The sequence below is a fragment of the Kitasatospora sp. MAP5-34 genome, from assembly GCF_029894335.1.
GTDB lineage: Bacteria > Actinomycetota > Actinomycetes > Streptomycetales > Streptomycetaceae > Kitasatospora.
The window spans coordinates 1-13084 of record NZ_JARXZC010000021.1 but is presented as its reverse complement, the minus strand read 5'-3'; the positions used below and the strand labels follow the sequence as shown (position 1 = coordinate 13084).

At 65.4% G+C, this 13084-nt stretch carries 24 protein-coding genes; all 24 read right to left on the bottom strand.

What is annotated here, in order from left to right; all coding sequences use genetic code 11:
• Nucleotides 1–77 precede the first annotated feature (77 nt).
• The 24 genes from P3T29_RS18430 to P3T29_RS18315 all read right to left on the bottom strand — a co-directional run bounded on the left by P3T29_RS18430 (nucleotide 78) and on the right by P3T29_RS18315 (nucleotide 12903).
• On the bottom strand, nucleotides 78–725 hold the full coding sequence (locus P3T29_RS18430) for an adenylate kinase (protein WP_280717594.1): 648 nt from the start codon (nucleotides 723–725) through the stop codon (nucleotides 78–80).
• Entirely contained in the window at nucleotides 725–2035 is a 1311-nt protein-coding gene (gene secY, locus P3T29_RS18425; RefSeq protein ID WP_280717593.1) for a preprotein translocase subunit SecY, read from the bottom strand. Before secY ends, P3T29_RS18430 begins: the two co-directional genes overlap by 1 nt.
• Nucleotides 2036–2334: 299 nt before the next feature.
• Entirely contained in the window at nucleotides 2335–2787 is a 453-nt protein-coding gene (gene rplO, locus P3T29_RS18420) for a 50S ribosomal protein L15 (protein WP_280717592.1), read from the bottom strand.
• A 1-nt stretch (nucleotide 2788) separates the two neighbouring features.
• Nucleotides 2789–2971 carry a 50S ribosomal protein L30 gene (gene rpmD / locus P3T29_RS18415; protein WP_073924296.1) on the bottom strand — a complete coding sequence of 61 codons (183 nt, stop codon included), beginning with the start codon at nucleotides 2969–2971 and terminating at the stop codon, nucleotides 2789–2791.
• Nucleotides 2971–3594 (bottom strand): 30S ribosomal protein S5, encoded by a 624-nt coding sequence (gene rpsE / locus P3T29_RS18410; protein ID WP_280717591.1) that lies wholly within the window; start codon nucleotides 3592–3594, stop codon nucleotides 2971–2973. Before rpsE ends, rpmD begins: the two co-directional genes overlap by 1 nt.
• A gap of 48 nt (nucleotides 3595–3642) precedes the next feature.
• A complete protein-coding gene (gene rplR, locus P3T29_RS18405; protein WP_280717590.1) occupies nucleotides 3643–4026 on the bottom strand; it encodes a 50S ribosomal protein L18 in 384 nt (127 codons plus the stop codon).
• Between the two features lie 3 nt (nucleotides 4027–4029).
• The gene (gene rplF / locus P3T29_RS18400) at nucleotides 4030–4569 is read right to left on the bottom strand and encodes a 50S ribosomal protein L6 (protein ID WP_280717589.1); all 540 of its coding nucleotides are present in this window, start codon (nucleotides 4567–4569) and stop codon (nucleotides 4030–4032) included.
• Nucleotides 4570–4591: 22 nt separating this feature from the next.
• Complete coding sequence (gene rpsH / locus P3T29_RS18395; protein WP_280717588.1) at nucleotides 4592–4999, bottom strand: 30S ribosomal protein S8; 408 nt, start codon at nucleotides 4997–4999, stop codon at nucleotides 4592–4594.
• 265 nt (nucleotides 5000–5264) lie between these two features.
• A complete protein-coding gene (locus P3T29_RS18390; protein ID WP_057231320.1) occupies nucleotides 5265–5450 on the bottom strand; it encodes a type Z 30S ribosomal protein S14 in 186 nt (61 codons plus the stop codon).
• 4 nt (nucleotides 5451–5454) lie between these two features.
• Nucleotides 5455–6033, bottom strand: coding sequence for a 50S ribosomal protein L5 (gene rplE / locus P3T29_RS18385; protein ID WP_280717587.1), 579 nt, complete (start codon nucleotides 6031–6033; stop codon nucleotides 5455–5457).
• On the bottom strand, nucleotides 6033–6344 hold the full coding sequence (gene rplX / locus P3T29_RS18380) for a 50S ribosomal protein L24 (RefSeq protein ID WP_280717678.1): 312 nt from the start codon (nucleotides 6342–6344) through the stop codon (nucleotides 6033–6035). Before rplX ends, rplE begins: the two co-directional genes overlap by 1 nt.
• Before the next feature lie 14 nt (nucleotides 6345–6358).
• Complete coding sequence (gene rplN / locus P3T29_RS18375) at nucleotides 6359–6730, bottom strand: 50S ribosomal protein L14 (protein WP_035800854.1); 372 nt, start codon at nucleotides 6728–6730, stop codon at nucleotides 6359–6361.
• A gap of 102 nt (nucleotides 6731–6832) precedes the next feature.
• Nucleotides 6833–7111, bottom strand: a complete 279-nt coding sequence (gene rpsQ, locus P3T29_RS18370) for a 30S ribosomal protein S17 (RefSeq protein ID WP_280717586.1) — start codon at nucleotides 7109–7111, stop codon at nucleotides 6833–6835.
• Complete coding sequence (gene rpmC / locus P3T29_RS18365; protein WP_280666724.1) at nucleotides 7111–7335, bottom strand: 50S ribosomal protein L29; 225 nt, start codon at nucleotides 7333–7335, stop codon at nucleotides 7111–7113. The genes rpsQ and rpmC overlap by 1 nt, the downstream gene beginning before the upstream one ends.
• Nucleotides 7335–7754, bottom strand: coding sequence for a 50S ribosomal protein L16 (rplP, locus tag P3T29_RS18360; RefSeq protein ID WP_057231329.1), 420 nt, complete (start codon nucleotides 7752–7754; stop codon nucleotides 7335–7337). Before rplP ends, rpmC begins: the two co-directional genes overlap by 1 nt.
• Before the next feature lie 5 nt (nucleotides 7755–7759).
• Nucleotides 7760–8599: a 30S ribosomal protein S3 gene (gene rpsC / locus P3T29_RS18355; RefSeq protein WP_280717585.1), complete on the bottom strand. Its 840-nt coding sequence runs from the start codon at nucleotides 8597–8599 to the stop codon at nucleotides 7760–7762.
• Complete coding sequence (gene rplV / locus P3T29_RS18350; protein WP_033824229.1) at nucleotides 8599–8946, bottom strand: 50S ribosomal protein L22; 348 nt, start codon at nucleotides 8944–8946, stop codon at nucleotides 8599–8601. The genes rpsC and rplV overlap by 1 nt, the downstream gene beginning before the upstream one ends.
• Before the next feature lie 50 nt (nucleotides 8947–8996).
• Complete coding sequence (rpsS, locus tag P3T29_RS18345; RefSeq protein WP_030055821.1) at nucleotides 8997–9278, bottom strand: 30S ribosomal protein S19; 282 nt, start codon at nucleotides 9276–9278, stop codon at nucleotides 8997–8999.
• 11 nt (nucleotides 9279–9289) lie between these two features.
• The gene (gene rplB, locus P3T29_RS18340) at nucleotides 9290–10126 is read right to left on the bottom strand and encodes a 50S ribosomal protein L2 (protein WP_280717584.1); all 837 of its coding nucleotides are present in this window, start codon (nucleotides 10124–10126) and stop codon (nucleotides 9290–9292) included.
• A gap of 43 nt (nucleotides 10127–10169) precedes the next feature.
• Nucleotides 10170–10493, bottom strand: a complete 324-nt coding sequence (gene rplW, locus P3T29_RS18335) for a 50S ribosomal protein L23 (protein WP_280717677.1) — start codon at nucleotides 10491–10493, stop codon at nucleotides 10170–10172.
• Nucleotides 10490–11167 carry a 50S ribosomal protein L4 gene (gene rplD, locus P3T29_RS18330; RefSeq protein ID WP_280717583.1) on the bottom strand — a complete coding sequence of 226 codons (678 nt, stop codon included), beginning with the start codon at nucleotides 11165–11167 and terminating at the stop codon, nucleotides 10490–10492. Before rplD ends, rplW begins: the two co-directional genes overlap by 4 nt.
• 4 nt (nucleotides 11168–11171) lie before the next feature.
• A complete protein-coding gene (rplC, locus tag P3T29_RS18325) occupies nucleotides 11172–11816 on the bottom strand; it encodes a 50S ribosomal protein L3 (RefSeq protein ID WP_280717582.1) in 645 nt (214 codons plus the stop codon).
• A gap of 14 nt (nucleotides 11817–11830) precedes the next feature.
• Complete coding sequence (gene rpsJ, locus P3T29_RS18320; RefSeq protein WP_012785157.1) at nucleotides 11831–12139, bottom strand: 30S ribosomal protein S10; 309 nt, start codon at nucleotides 12137–12139, stop codon at nucleotides 11831–11833.
• Between the two features lie 518 nt (nucleotides 12140–12657).
• A complete protein-coding gene (locus P3T29_RS18315; RefSeq protein ID WP_280717581.1) occupies nucleotides 12658–12903 on the bottom strand; it encodes a hypothetical protein in 246 nt (81 codons plus the stop codon).
• Nucleotides 12904–13084 lie beyond the last annotated feature (181 nt).

Here is a 13084-nt window from a genome sequence, read left to right as displayed (position 1 = left end):
CCACCGTACGACGCCGTACGGCCGCGGCGCCCCGCTCGGGGCCCCGCGGCCGTAGTACGTACGTTAAAGCTGGGTACTCAGCGCTTCAGCGCCTCGATCGCCCGCTGGGTGACCTCGTCGACCTTGCCGAGAGCCGGGATGGTCGCGACCACGCCCTGCTGCTGGTAGTAGGCGATGATCGGCTCGGTCTCCGTGTGGTAGACCTCCAGCCGGTTGCGGACCGTCGCCTCGGTGTCGTCGGCGCGCTGGTACAGCTCGCCGCCGCACTCGTCGCAGACGCCCTCGACGGCCGGTGCGTTGTAGTCCACGTGGAACACGTGGCTGCCGTCGTTGCGGCACAGCCGGCGGCCGGCGATGCGCTTGACGACCTCGTCCTCGGGGACCTCCAGGTCCAGCACCCCATCGAGCGCGATGCCCCACTCGGCCAGGATCTCGTCGAGAGCCTTGGCCTGTGCGAGGTTGCGCGGGAAGCCGTCCAGCAGGAAGCCGTTGGCGGCATCGGGCTGCGCCATCCGGTCCTTGGCCATCCCGATGGTGACCTCATCCGGTACCAGCCGACCCGCGTCCATGTAGCCCTTGGCCTCGAGCCCCAACGGGGTGCCCTGGCCGATGTTGGCACGGAAGAGGTCGCCGGTGGAGATGTGGGGGATGGACAGGGTCTTGGCGAGCACGTGCGCCTGAGTACCCTTCCCGGCCCCGGGAGGTCCGACGAGGACGATACGCATCAGCGGAGGAACCCTTCGTAATTACGCTGCTGGAGCTGGCTCTCGATCTGCTTCACAGTTTCGAGTCCGACACCGACGATGATGAGGATGCTGGTACCGCCGAACGGGAAGTTTGTCTGCGCGCCGAACGCCACGAGGGCGATGAGCGGGACCAGGGCGATCAGCCCCAGGTACAGCGAACCCGGCCACGTGATGCGGGTAAGCACGTAGTTCAGGTACTCGGCGGTCGGACGGCCGGCCCGGATGCCCGGGATGAAGCCACCATACTTCTTCATATTGTCGGCAACTTCTTCGGGGTTGAAGGAGATGGCGACGTAGAAGAAGGCGAAGAAGACGATCAGCACGAAGTAGGTGACCATGTAGATCGGGTGGTCACCCTTGATGAAGTTGGTCCGCACCCACGTCGCCCAGCCCGCCTGGCTGTTGGTCAGCTGCACCACCAGGGAAGGGATGTACAGCAGCGACGAGGCGAAGATGACCGGGATGACACCGGCCTGGTTGACCTTCAGCGGGATGTAGGTCGAGGTACCGCCGAACGCCCGCCGGCCGATCATGCGCTTCGCGTACTGGACCGGGATCCGGCGCTGGGCCTGTTCCACGAAGATGACCAGGATCACCACGACCACGCCGACCGCGATGACGCTGAAGAACTCGACCCAGCCGCCGCCGATCTTGCCGGAGAGCTTGATCGCCCACATCGAACCCGGGAAGCCGGAGGCGATGGAGGTGAAGATCAGGATCGACATGCCGTTGCCGATGCCGCGGTCGGTCACCAGCTCACCGAGCCACATGATCATCGTGGTACCGGCGGTCATCGTGATCACCATGGTGGCGATCCGGAAGACCGACTGGTCCGACACGACCTGGTTGGCGTACTGGCAGCCCGAGAAGAGCGCGCCACTGGAGGCCGTCGCGACGATGCCGGTGCCCTGGAGCAGGGCGAGCGCGATGGTCAGGTAACGGGTGTACTGGGTGATCTTGGCCGTACCGGCCTGGCCCTCCTGCTTCAGCGCCTCGAGGCGTGGGATCACCACGGTGAGGAGCTGGAGGATGATGCTGGCCGTGATGTACGGCATGATGCCGAGCGCGAAGATCGTGAGCTGCAGCAGCGCGCCACCACTGAAGAGGTTGACGAGCCCGAACAGGCCGCTGCTCTTCGTGGCACTGATGCACTGGTTCACGGCATGGAAGTTGACGCCCGGAACGGGGACGTGCGCACCCACCCGGTACAGAGCCACAATGCCCAGCGTGAACAGCAGCTTCTTGCGCAGGTCGGGCGTCTTGAACGCCCGCGCGAACGCACTGAGCACGGTGCCTCCTGCGCCTCCCGCACGTCGTCGGCGGAAGGGTCGGTCCTGATGTGGGGAGCGGGCCGGTCCGGCCCTGGCGTTTCAGACCCTCGCAGAGACAAGCAAAGGCAAGCCTGTGCCGCAGCCTACAAGGGAACTCCACGGACTCTAACAGTGTGTGGCCACCCGGAAGAAGCATGTGCCGCCTCTCTGCCACTGATGAGGTACGGGATGCCCGGATTTGACACACAAAAGAACGACACAAAAAGAACGGGCCCCGTATCTCCCAAAGGAGATACGGGGCCCGAAAGTCAACAGGCTCAGAGGAGCTCGGTGACGGTACCGCCGGCGGCGGTGATCTTCTCGGCGGCGGTACCGGAGACGGCATCAACCGTCACCTGCAGCGCCACGGCGATGTCGCCCGTGCCGAGGACCTTGACGAGCTCGTTCTTGCGAACGGCGCCCTTCGCGATCAGGTCGGCGATGGTGACCTCGCCACCGGCCGGGTAGAGCTCGGCCAGCTTCTCCAGGTTCACGACCTGGAACTGCTTGTGCGCCGGGTTACGGAAGCCCTTGAGCTTCGGCAGGCGCATGTGGAGGGGCATCTGCCCACCCTCGAAGCGCACCGGAACCTGGTAGCGAGCCTTGGTGCCCTTGGTACCACGACCAGCGGTCTTACCCTTGGATGCCTCACCACGACCAACACGGGTCTTGGCGGTCTTGGCACCCGGGGCGGGCCGCAGGTTGTGGACCTTCAGCGGAGAGTCGCTCATGTCAGTCAACCTCCTCGACCGTGACGAGGTGGCGGACGGTCTGGGCCATCCCGCGAATCTCGGGACGGTCCTCCTTCACGACCACATCGTTCATCCGCTTGAGACCAAGCGAACGAAGGGTGTCACGGTGGTTCTGCTTGCTACCGATGTAGGACTTGGTCTGCGTGATCTTGAGACGGGCCATCAGGCACCGGTCCCAGCCGCACGCGCCCGCAGCAGAGCAGCGGGAGCCACATCCTCCAGCGGCAGACCACGGCGGGCCGCAACCTCTTCCGGGCGAACGAGGCCCTTCAGAGCAGCCACCGTGGCGTGCACGATGTTGATCGCGTTGGACGAGCCGAGCGACTTCGACAGGATGTCGTGAACGCCGGCGCACTCCAGAACGGCACGCACCGGGCCACCGGCGATAACGCCGGTACCGGGGGACGCCGGCTTCAGGAGCACAACGCCGGCCGCCTTCTCACCCTGGATCGGGTGCGGGATGGTGCCCTGGATACGGGGGACCTTGAAGAAGCTCTTCTTGGCCTCCTCAACACCCTTGGCGATGGCGGCCGGAACCTCCTTCGCCTTCCCGTAGCCGACACCTACGGTGCCGTCACCGTCGCCCACCACGACCAGCGCGGTGAAGCTGAAACGACGACCACCCTTGACAACCTTGGCGACACGGTTGATCGCTACGACGCGCTCAACGTAAGCGGTCTTCTCGACGGCGGGAGCGTTGCCCCGGTCGTCACGCTTACGGTCACGCCGCTCGCCACCGCCGGTGCCGCCGCCGGCGCCGCTACCGCGGCGCTGGGGTCCAGCCATTGGAATTACCTCTCTCGATTACGTCCGTCGACTGAGCCGACGAGCGGCTTAGAAGTCGAGCCCAGCCTCACGGGCAGCGTCCGCCAGGGCGGCGATGCGCCCCGCGTAACGGTTGCCCGAACGGTCGAAGACGACCGTCTCGATGCCGGCGGCCTTGGCGCGCTCGGCGACCAGGGCTCCGACCTTCTTGGCCAGCTCGGTCTTGTCGCCCTCAACGCCCTTGACGGACACGTCGAGAGTGGACGCCGACGCGAGGGTGTGACCCTTGGCGTCGTCGATGACCTGGGCGAAGATGTGGCGGTTCGAACGGGTCACGACCATACGAGGACGAGCCTCGGTGCCGGTGACGCGCTTACGCACACGGATCGCGCGACGCTTGCGGGCAGCGTTCTTGTAGCCGTTGCCCTTGCCGATCTTGACAGAAAGACTCATGGCTTACTTACCGCTCTTTCCGACCTTGCGGCGGATGACCTCGCCCGCGTACTTGACGCCCTTGGCCTTGTACGGGTCGGGCTTGCGCAGCTTGCGGATCTTGGCCGAAACCTCGCCGACGAGCTGCTTGTCGATCCCGTCCACGTGGAACTTGGTGGGCGACTCGACCACGAAGGAGATGCCCTCCGGGGCCGTGATCAGGATCGGGTGGCTGTAGCCGAGCTGGAACTCCATGTCGGAGCCCTTCATAGCGACTCGGTAACCAACACCGCTGATCTCCAGCGACTTGCGGTAGCCCGCGGTCACGCCGGTGATCATGTTCGCCACCAGCGTGCGCGAAAGGCCGTGAAGGCTCTTCGACACCCGCTCGTCGTTGGGGCGAGAGACGACCAGAGTGCCGGTCTCGTCCTTGCTGATCTCGATCGGCGCGGCAACGGTGTGGGAAAGGGAACCCTTGGGGCCCTTCACCGAGACTGCCTGGCCATCGATGGTGACGTCCACGCCGGCGGGAACCGGGATGGGCAGCCGTCCAATACGCGACATTGCTGTACCTCCGTTTCCCGAATTACCAGACGTAGGCGAGAACTTCTCCGCCTACGCCCTTCTTGGCGGCCTGCTTGTCCGTGAGGAGACCCGAGGACGTGGAGATGATCGCCACGCCCAGGCCGCCGAGGACCTTCGGCAGGTTGGTGGACTTTGCGTAAACGCGCAGACCCGGCTTGCTGATGCGCTTGATGCCGGCGATGGAGCGCTCACGGTTGGGGCCGAACTTGAGCTCGATGGTCAGCTTCTTGCCGACCTCGTTCTCCTGCGGCTCCTCAACCTTCCAGGAGGAGATGTACCCCTCCTGCTGCAGGATCTGGGCGACGTGCGCCTTGATCTTGCTAGCCGGCATCGCCACGGTGTCGTGGTACGCCGAGTTCGCGTTACGCAGACGCGTGAGCATGTCTGCGATGGGGTCGGTCATGGTCATGGTGGCCTCAGGCCTCTCTCGCCGTGGTTTCTCCGCGCCAGGTCCCCCCGGCGCACTCGTGACGAGTGCGCAAGGGGCACAGACGCAGGGGACCTGCGACGTTAGTAAGACTGGGTGCGAGCCCTCAGAGAGGGTCGCGGGCACCTACGGAGATGCCGCGACACGGGGCCCGACCCCACTACCTTACGGGATTCCGTACGGAGCCCCAAAAGCAGGGGGTCGGGCACCAGTGCTTCACACTGTGGCGTTACCTAGAACTCCGGGACTACCAGGAGGACTTGGTGACACCCGGCAGCTCGCCGCGGTGGGCCATCTCACGGAGGCACACACGGCACAGGCCGAACTTGCGGTACACCGAGTGCGGGCGGCCGCAGCGCTGGCAGCGGGTGTAGCCGCGGACAGCGAACTTCGGCTTGCGCTCAGCCTTCGCGATGAGGGACTTCTTCGCCATGTGGTCACGCCTCCTTGAACGGGAAGCCCAGAGCGCGCAGGAGCGCCCGGCCCTCATCGTCGGTCTGGGCGGTGGTCACGACGGTGATGTCCATACCGCGCTGACGGTCGACCTTGTCCTGGTCGATCTCGTGGAACATAACCTGCTCGGTCAGACCGAAGGTGTAGTTGCCACGGCCGTCGAACTGCTTGGGGGAGAGACCACGGAAGTCACGGATACGCGGCAGAGCCAGCGACACCAGACGGTCCAGGAACTCCCACATGCGGTCACCACGGAGGGTGACGTGGGTGCCGATCGGCTGGCCCTCACGCAGCTTGAACTGCGCGATGGACTTGCGAGCCTTCGTCACCGCCGGCTTCTGGCCGGTGATGGCGGTGAGGTCGCGAATCGCGCCCTCGATCAGCTTCGAGTCGCGGGCGGCCTCGCCCACACCCATGTTGACCACGACCTTGACCAGGCCGGGGATCAGCATGACGTTCTCGTACGAGAACTCCTCGCGCAGCTGGCCCTTGATCTCGGAGTTGTAACGCTCCTTGAGGCGGGGGGCCACCTTCTCAACGTTCTCGATCGTCGTCTCAGACATCAGATGTCCTCACCGGTTCGCTTGGCAACGCGGATCTTGTTGCCCTCGTCATCGAAGCGGTAACCAACGCGAGTGACGACCTTCTTGCCGTCCTTCTCGACGACCAGCTGCACGTTGGAGACGTGCACCGGGGCCTCGACGGTGACAATGCCACCCTGAGTACCCGGACCGGGCTTGGTGTGCTTCTTGACCCGGTTCACACCCTCGACGAGAACCTTGTTGGTAGTGGGCATGGCCTGAATGACCTTGCCCTGCTTACCGCGGTCCTTGCCAGTGATGACCTGAACCAGGTCACCCTTCTTGATCTTCATGCTGTTCGCCATGGTTAGAGCACCTCCGGCGCAAGCGAGATGATCTTCATGAACTTCTTGTCGCGCAGCTCGCGGCCCACCGGGCCGAAGATGCGGGTGCCACGGGGGTCACCATCGGTGTTCTTGAGCACGACGGCGGCGTTCTCGTCGAACCGGATGTACGAACCGTCGGGACGACGGCGCGACTTCACGGTACGAACGATGACGCACTTGACGACGTCACCCTTCTTCACGCTGCCACCGGGGATCGCGTCCTTGACGGTGGCGACGATGACGTCCCCGATGCCGGCGTAGCGGCGACCGGAGCCACCGAGAACGCGGATGCAAAGGATTTCCTTCGCGCCCGTGTTGTCGGCGACACGCAGTCGCGACTCCTGCTGGATCACTGCTTTCTCCTGATCGTCAACGAGAGCTGGCGGGCCGGCCGCTGCTCACACCAGCGCCCGCGAGGGACCTGATGCACATACGGCCGTACCCGGACAACTTCGTTACTTGGCCTTCTCGAGGATCTCGACGACGCGCCAGCGCTTCGTCGCGGACAGCGGACGGGTCTCCGCGAGGAGCACCCGGTCGCCGATGCCGCAAGCGTTGGTCTCGTCGTGCGCCTTCAGCTTGTTCGTACGGCGGATGACCTTGCCGTACAGCGCGTGCTTGACGCGGTCCTCGACGGCGACAACGACGGTCTTGTCCATCTTGTCGCTGACGACCAGACCCTCACGGGTCTTGCGGAAGCCGCGGGCCTCGGTCTCAGTGGTGTTCTCAGTCATCAGGCGTTCTCCACCGTCTCGATGCCCAGCTCGCGCTCGCGCATCAGGGTGTAAATACGCGCGATGTCCTTACGGACGAGCTTGAGCCGTCCGTGGTTGTCGAGCTGCCCGGTCGCCGCCTGGAAGCGGAGGTTGAACAGCTCCTCCTTGGCCTCGCGAAGCTTGCCAACGAGACCATCGTTGTCGAGCTCACGAAGCTCTGCAGCCTTGGTGCCGGCCGACATCAGCTCTCACCTGCCTCGCGCCGGACAATCCGGCACTTCATCGGGAGCTTGTGAGCAGCGCGGGTGAGCGCCTCACGAGCAACCTTCTCATTGGGGTAGGACAGTTCAAACATGATCCGTCCCGGGTGAACGTTGGCGATCCACCACTCCGGCGAACCCTTACCGGAACCCATGCGGGTCTCGGCAGGCTTCTTGGTGAGGGGACGGTCCGGGTAAATGTTGATCCAGACCTTGCCGCCACGCTTGATGTGACGGGTGACGGCGATACGAGCGGACTCGATCTGCCGGTTCGTCACGTAGGCCGGGGTGACGGCCTGGATGCCGTACTCGCCGAACGCGAGCTCGGTGCCACCCTTCGCAGCGCCACGGCGCTTCGGGTGGTGCTGCTTACGGTGCTTGACCCGACGGGGGATCAGCATGACGGTCAGGCCTCCGTTCCGGTGCTCTCGGCAGCCGGCGTCTCCGTCACAGCCGCGGCCGGAGCCTCGGTGTTCTGGGGACGACGGGCGCCACCACGGGCGCCGCCACGCTCGCCACCACGGGCGCCGCCACGCTCGCCACCGCGTGCGGGGCGGGCGTCGTTGCGGGCCGGGCGGTTGCCCGAGCGGGCAGCAGCGTTCTCAGCGCGGACCTCGGCGATGTTCTTGACGTCGCCCTTGTAGATCCAGACCTTGACGCCGATACGACCGAAGGTCGTCTTGGCCTCGAAGAAGCCGTAGTCGACGTTCGCGCGCAGCGTGTGCAGCGGCACACGACCCTCGCGGTAGAACTCCGAACGGCTCATCTCGGCGCCGCCGAGACGACCGGAGCACTGGACCTTGATGCCCTTGGCGCCGGACTTCATGGTGCCCTGCATGCTCTTACGCATGGCACGGCGGAAGGAGACGCGGGAGGACAGCTGCTCCGCGACGCCCTGAGCCACGAGCTGGGCGTCCAGCTCGGGGTTCTTGACCTCGAGGATGTTCAGCTGGACCTGCTTGCCGGTCAGCTTCTCCAGGTCGCCGCGGATGCGGTCGGCCTCGGTGCCACGGCGACCGATGACGATGCCGGGGCGGGCGGTGTGGATGTCGACCCGGACGCGGTCGCGGGTGCGCTCGATCTCAACCTTCGAGATGCCGGCACGCTCCATGCCCTTCGTCATCATGCGACGAATGGCAACGTCTTCCTTGACGTAGTCCGAGTACAGCTTGTCGGCGTACCAGCGGGACTTGAAGTCCGTGCTGATGCCGAGACGGAACCCGTGCGGGTTAACCTTCTGGCCCATTACCGGGTCCCTTCCTTGCTGCTGACGACCACGGTGATGTGGCTGGTCCGCTTGCGGATCCGGTAGGCACGGCCCTGTGCACGCGGACGGAACCGCTTCAGGGTCGGGCCCTCGTCAACGTACGCCTCGCTGATGACGAGGTCGTCCACGTTGTTGTGGTTGTAGTTGTGCACGGCGTTGGCAATGGCGCTGTCGAGCACCTTGCCGACCGGCACGGTCGCGGCCTGCGGAGCGAAACGCAGGACCGCCTGGGCCTCCGTGGCGTTCAGGCCACGGATGAGGTCCACCACGCGGCGGGCCTTCATGGGCGTGACGCGGATGTACCGCGCCTGGGCCCTGGCTTCCATGGTTGTCCCCTTGCTGGTGTAAGTCATTGAGTCGGTAATCTCGCTGGCGACTAGCGACGCTTCGACTTGCGGTCGTCCTTGACGTGACCGCGGAAGGTACGCGTCGGCGCGAACTCGCCGAGCTTGTGGCCGACCATCGACTCGGTGACGAACACCGGGACGTGCTTACGGCCATCGTGGACCGCGATCGTGTGGCCGAGCATGGCCGGGAAGATCACGGAACGACGGGACCAGGTCTTGATGACGTTCTGGGTACCCGCCTCGTTCTGCGCGTCCACCTTCTTGAGAAGGTGGCCGTCGATGAAGGGGCCCTTCTTGAGACTGCGCGGCATCTGACCTGCTCCTAGCGCTTCTTGTTGGTCTTGCGGCGGCGCACGATGAGAGCGTTCGAGGCCTTCTTCGGCCTACGAGTGCGACCCTCCTTCTTGCCCCACGGCGAAACCGGGTGGCGACCACCGGAGGTCTTACCCTCACCACCACCGTGCGGGTGGTCGATCGGGTTCATGGCGACACCACGCACGGTCGGGCGAACGCCCTTCCAGCGCATACGGCCGGCCTTGCCCCAGTTGATGTTCGACTGCTCGGCGTTGCCGACCTCGCCGACGGTGGCGCGGCAGCGCACGTCGACCAGGCGGATCTCACCGGAGGGCATGCGCAGGTGCGCCATCTTGCCCTCACGAGCCAGCAGCTGAATGCCGGCACCGGCGGAACGGGCCATCTTGGCACCGCCACCGGGACGCAGCTCCACAGCGTGGATGGTGGTACCGACCGGGATGTTGCGCAGCGGCAGGTTGTTGCCGGGCTTGATGTCGGCCGCGGGGCCGTTCTCAACCCGGTCACCCTGCGCGATGCCGCGCGGCGCGATGATGTAGCGCTTCTCGCCGTCCGCGTAGTGCAGGAGCGCGATGCGCGCGGTGCGGTTCGGGTCGTACTCGATGTGAGCGACCTTGGCCGGCACGCCGTCCTTGTCGTGACGACGGAAGTCGATCACGCGGTAGGCGCGCTTGTGTCCGCCACCCTGGTGGCGAGCGGTGATACGACCGGCGTTGTTACGGCCGCCCTTGCTGTGCAGGGGGCGAACCAGCGACTTCTCCGGCGTGGACCGCGTGATTTCTACGAAGTCGGCCACGCTGGAGCCACGACGGCCCGGCGTAGTCGGCTTGTACTTGCGGATGCCCATTGGCTTCTCTCGTCCTCGTCCTAATCGACGATCCGACACTCCGTCAGGAGGTCGGACCACCGAAGATGTCGATGCGGTTGCCCTCAGCCAGCGTCACGATGGCGCGCTTGGTGTCCTTGCGCTTGCCAAAGCCCGTCTTGGAGCGCTTGCGCTTGCCCTGACGGTTGAGCGTGTTGACGGACTCGACCTTGACCGAGAAGACCGCCTCGACGGCCTGCTTGATCTGGGTCTTGTTGGCACCGGGCGACACGACGAACGTGTACTTGTTCTCGTCGAGGAGCGAGTAGCTCTTCTCCGAGATGACCGGCTTCACCAAGATGTCACGGGGGTCCGTGAACGTCTTGCTCGTGATCTCTGCAGCCATCAGGCGGCGCTCCCTTCGAGCTCGCCCTCAGCAGCCACAGCCTTGGCGGACGCGGCGGGACCCGCCACGAAACGCTCGAAGGCGGCCTGGGTGAAGACCACGTCGTCGGAGACGAGCACGTCGTAGGTGTTCAGCTGACCGGCGTCCAGGATGTGGACGTTCGGCAGGTTGCGGGCGCTCTTCAGACCCAGCTCGTCGGCACGCTCGACGACGAGGAGGATGTTCTTGCGCTCGGTGATCTTGCCGAACAGGCCCTTCGCGGCCTTGGTCGACGGCGCCTCGGCCGCGATCACGTCGGTGATGACGTGAATGCGGTTGTGACGGGCCCGGTCGGTGAGCGCGCCACGCAGAGCGGCGACGATCATCTTCTTCGGGGTCCGCTGCGAGTAGTCACGCGGCTTCGGGCCGTGGACGACGCCACCGCCGACGAACTGCGGCGCGCGGGTCGAGCCCTGACGGGCGCGGCCGGTGCCCTTCTGGCGGTACGGCTTGCGGCCACCGCCTCGGACCTCGCCACGACGCTTCGTCGAGTGGGTGCCCTGACGGGCCGCAGCGAGCTGCGCCACGACGACCTGGTGCATCAGCGGAACGCTGACCTTGGCGTCGAAGATGTCCGCCGGCAGCTCGAGGCTGCCGGTCTTGTCGCCCGAGGGCGACAGGATGTCAATGGTGCTCATATCCTCACAGCCCCTTCGCCGCAGTGCGGACGAGGACGAGGCCGCCGTTCGGACCGGGGATTGCACCCTTGATCAGGAGCAGCCCCTTCTCCGCGTCAACGGCATGGACGGTCAGGTTCTGGGTGGTCACGCGCTCGTGGCCCATCCGGCCGGCCATCTTCATGCCCTTGAACACGCGACCCGGGGTGGCACAGCCACCGATCGAGCCGGGCGAACGGTGCTTGCGCTGCACGCCGTGACCGGCGCCGAGGCCCTTGAAGTTGTGACGCTTCATGACACCGGCGAAGCCCTTGCCCTTGGAGGTGCCGGTCACGTCGACCTTGACACCCGCCTCGAACAGCTCAGCGGTGATCTCCTGGCCCAGCGTGTACTCGGACGCGTCCGAGGTACGCAGCTCGACCAGGTGGCGGCGCGGGGTGACACCGGCCTTGGCGAAGTGACCCGCGAGGGGCTTCGTCACCTTGCGGGGGTCGATCTCGCCGAAGCCGATCTGCACGGCGTCGTAGCCGGTGCTGTCAGCGGTGTGGACCTGGGTCACGACATTGGGCCCGGCCTTGACGACGGTCACCGGAACGATCCGGTTGTTCTCGTCCCAGACCTGGGTCATGCCGAGCTTCTCGCCCAGGATTCCCTTAATCTGCTTTGCCATCTTCGTCGCGCCTCTCAGAGCTTGATCTCGATGTCGACGCCGGCCGGAAGGTCGAGGCGCATCAGCGAGTCAACGGTCTTCGGGGTCGGGTCGAGGATGTCGATCAGACGCTTGTGAGTGCGCATCTCGAAGTGCTCGCGCGAGTCCTTGTACTTGTGCGGCGAGCGGATGACGCAGTAAACGTTCTTCTCAGTGGGCAGCGGCACCGGGCCCGCGACCTGCGCACCAGTGCGAATGACGGTCTCGACGATCTTCTTCGCCGAGGAGTCAATCACCTCGTGGTCGTAGGCCTTGAGCCGGATGCGGATCTTCTGTCCCGCCATGGCTACTAGTAGTCCTTTTGTCCGTGTCGCCTCTACGGCCGGCTTCATCCGCCTGTGGATTGGGTCCGGTGGCGTCTCTGGGTGGTTACCTCCGACCCACGCGGTCGGGCGTGTCGCCCTCTCGCTTGCAAAAAACCAAAAGGGCCGTTCCTCTCACGAGGAGGCCTTCTGAGGTTTTGCGGATCGGTAGGCCTTGCACCCACCAGGCGCCGGATCGAGGCCCCGCCCACGCTTCCCGGAAGATTCCCGTACGTCCGCCCCGCAGCTGCCGCGGTGTCGCTTACACACCACTACGTCCACACAGAGCACGTGAACATATGAACGGCCATCACGGGAACGACGAGTACTTGGGACTCGCTTCCAGTCCTCCCGGCGGGAGGCGCGCAGCATCGGCACTCAACCGAGCAACTTGAACATCTTGCCACACGGGAGGGGTGCTGCGCCAATCGGGGGCGCTTGAGGCTACCCACGGGCGGGGGGCCGTCAAACCCGGGGCCGACCGAGGACGGCGGCCCGGCTCAGGAGGATCCGCCCAGATAGCTGGAGTCCAGGTAGACCGTCTCCATGGGGCCACGGGGGTCGACCAGCACGGCGAAGGTGTTCTGGTGGGCGGTTGCGAAGCCGGTGAAGAGCTCGTACGTCGTGGCGCCGTCGAACGACCAGCCGAACTTCTTGGCCTCCTCGTCGGGGACGAGCCTCGCAGCCTTCGGATCCAGCTCGCCGTGACCACTGCCGACAACCGGGCGCTCCACATCATTCGCCACGCCGACCGCACCTGGTCCGCCGCCACTCCGGTCAACCTGCAAGGCGTCATCGGCACCCCCAACGGCGCCGCCATCACCGGCACCTACTGAGCCCGAATCCACCGGGCTGATTCCGGACTGAGCGTTTTGCTGGATTTGTCAGGTGGACCGGCCGGAGGGTGTGGAGTGTCCGCTGGTCTGC

Excerpts from the sequence above, each read along its gene's own strand:
- P3T29_RS18430 (WP_280717594.1), bottom strand. The coding sequence starts at position 725 with ATGCGTATCGTCCTCGTCGGACCTCCCGGGGCCGGGAAGGGTACTCAG.
- rplO (WP_280717592.1), bottom strand. The coding sequence starts at position 2,787 with ATGAGCGACTCTCCGCTGAAGGTCCACAACCTGCGGCCCGCCCCGGGT.
- rpmD (WP_073924296.1), bottom strand. The coding sequence starts at position 2,971 with ATGGCCCGTCTCAAGATCACGCAGACCAAGTCCTACATCGGTAGCAAG.
- rpsE (WP_280717591.1), bottom strand. The coding sequence starts at position 3,594 with ATGGCTGGACCCCAGCGCCGCGGTAGCGGCGCCGGCGGCGGCACCGGC.
- rplR (WP_280717590.1), bottom strand. The coding sequence starts at position 4,026 with ATGAGTCTTTCTGTCAAGATCGGCAAGGGCAACGGCTACAAGAACGCT.
- rplF (WP_280717589.1), bottom strand. The coding sequence starts at position 4,569 with ATGTCGCGTATTGGACGGCTGCCCATCCCGGTTCCCGCCGGCGTGGAC.
- rpsH (WP_280717588.1), bottom strand. The coding sequence starts at position 4,999 with ATGACCATGACCGACCCCATCGCAGACATGCTCACGCGTCTGCGTAAC.
- P3T29_RS18390 (WP_057231320.1), bottom strand. The coding sequence starts at position 5,450 with ATGGCGAAGAAGTCCCTCATCGCGAAGGCTGAGCGCAAGCCGAAGTTC.
- rplE (WP_280717587.1), bottom strand. The coding sequence starts at position 6,033 with ATGTCTGAGACGACGATCGAGAACGTTGAGAAGGTGGCCCCCCGCCTC.
- rplX (WP_280717678.1), bottom strand. The coding sequence starts at position 6,344 with ATGAAGATCAAGAAGGGTGACCTGGTTCAGGTCATCACTGGCAAGGAC.
- rpsQ (WP_280717586.1), bottom strand. The coding sequence starts at position 7,111 with ATGACTGAGAACACCACTGAGACCGAGGCCCGCGGCTTCCGCAAGACC.
- rpmC (WP_280666724.1), bottom strand. The coding sequence starts at position 7,335 with ATGTCGGCCGGCACCAAGGCTGCAGAGCTTCGTGAGCTCGACAACGAT.
- rplP (WP_057231329.1), bottom strand. The coding sequence starts at position 7,754 with ATGCTGATCCCCCGTCGGGTCAAGCACCGTAAGCAGCACCACCCGAAG.
- rpsC (WP_280717585.1), bottom strand. The coding sequence starts at position 8,599 with ATGGGCCAGAAGGTTAACCCGCACGGGTTCCGTCTCGGCATCAGCACG.
- rplV (WP_033824229.1), bottom strand. The coding sequence starts at position 8,946 with ATGGAAGCCAGGGCCCAGGCGCGGTACATCCGCGTCACGCCCATGAAG.
- rpsS (WP_030055821.1), bottom strand. The coding sequence starts at position 9,278 with ATGCCGCGCAGTCTCAAGAAGGGCCCCTTCATCGACGGCCACCTTCTC.
- rplB (WP_280717584.1), bottom strand. The coding sequence starts at position 10,126 with ATGGGCATCCGCAAGTACAAGCCGACTACGCCGGGCCGTCGTGGCTCC.
- rplD (WP_280717583.1), bottom strand. The coding sequence starts at position 11,167 with ATGAGCACCATTGACATCCTGTCGCCCTCGGGCGACAAGACCGGCAGC.
- rplC (WP_280717582.1), bottom strand. The coding sequence starts at position 11,816 with ATGGCAAAGCAGATTAAGGGAATCCTGGGCGAGAAGCTCGGCATGACC.
- rpsJ (WP_012785157.1), bottom strand. The coding sequence starts at position 12,139 with ATGGCGGGACAGAAGATCCGCATCCGGCTCAAGGCCTACGACCACGAG.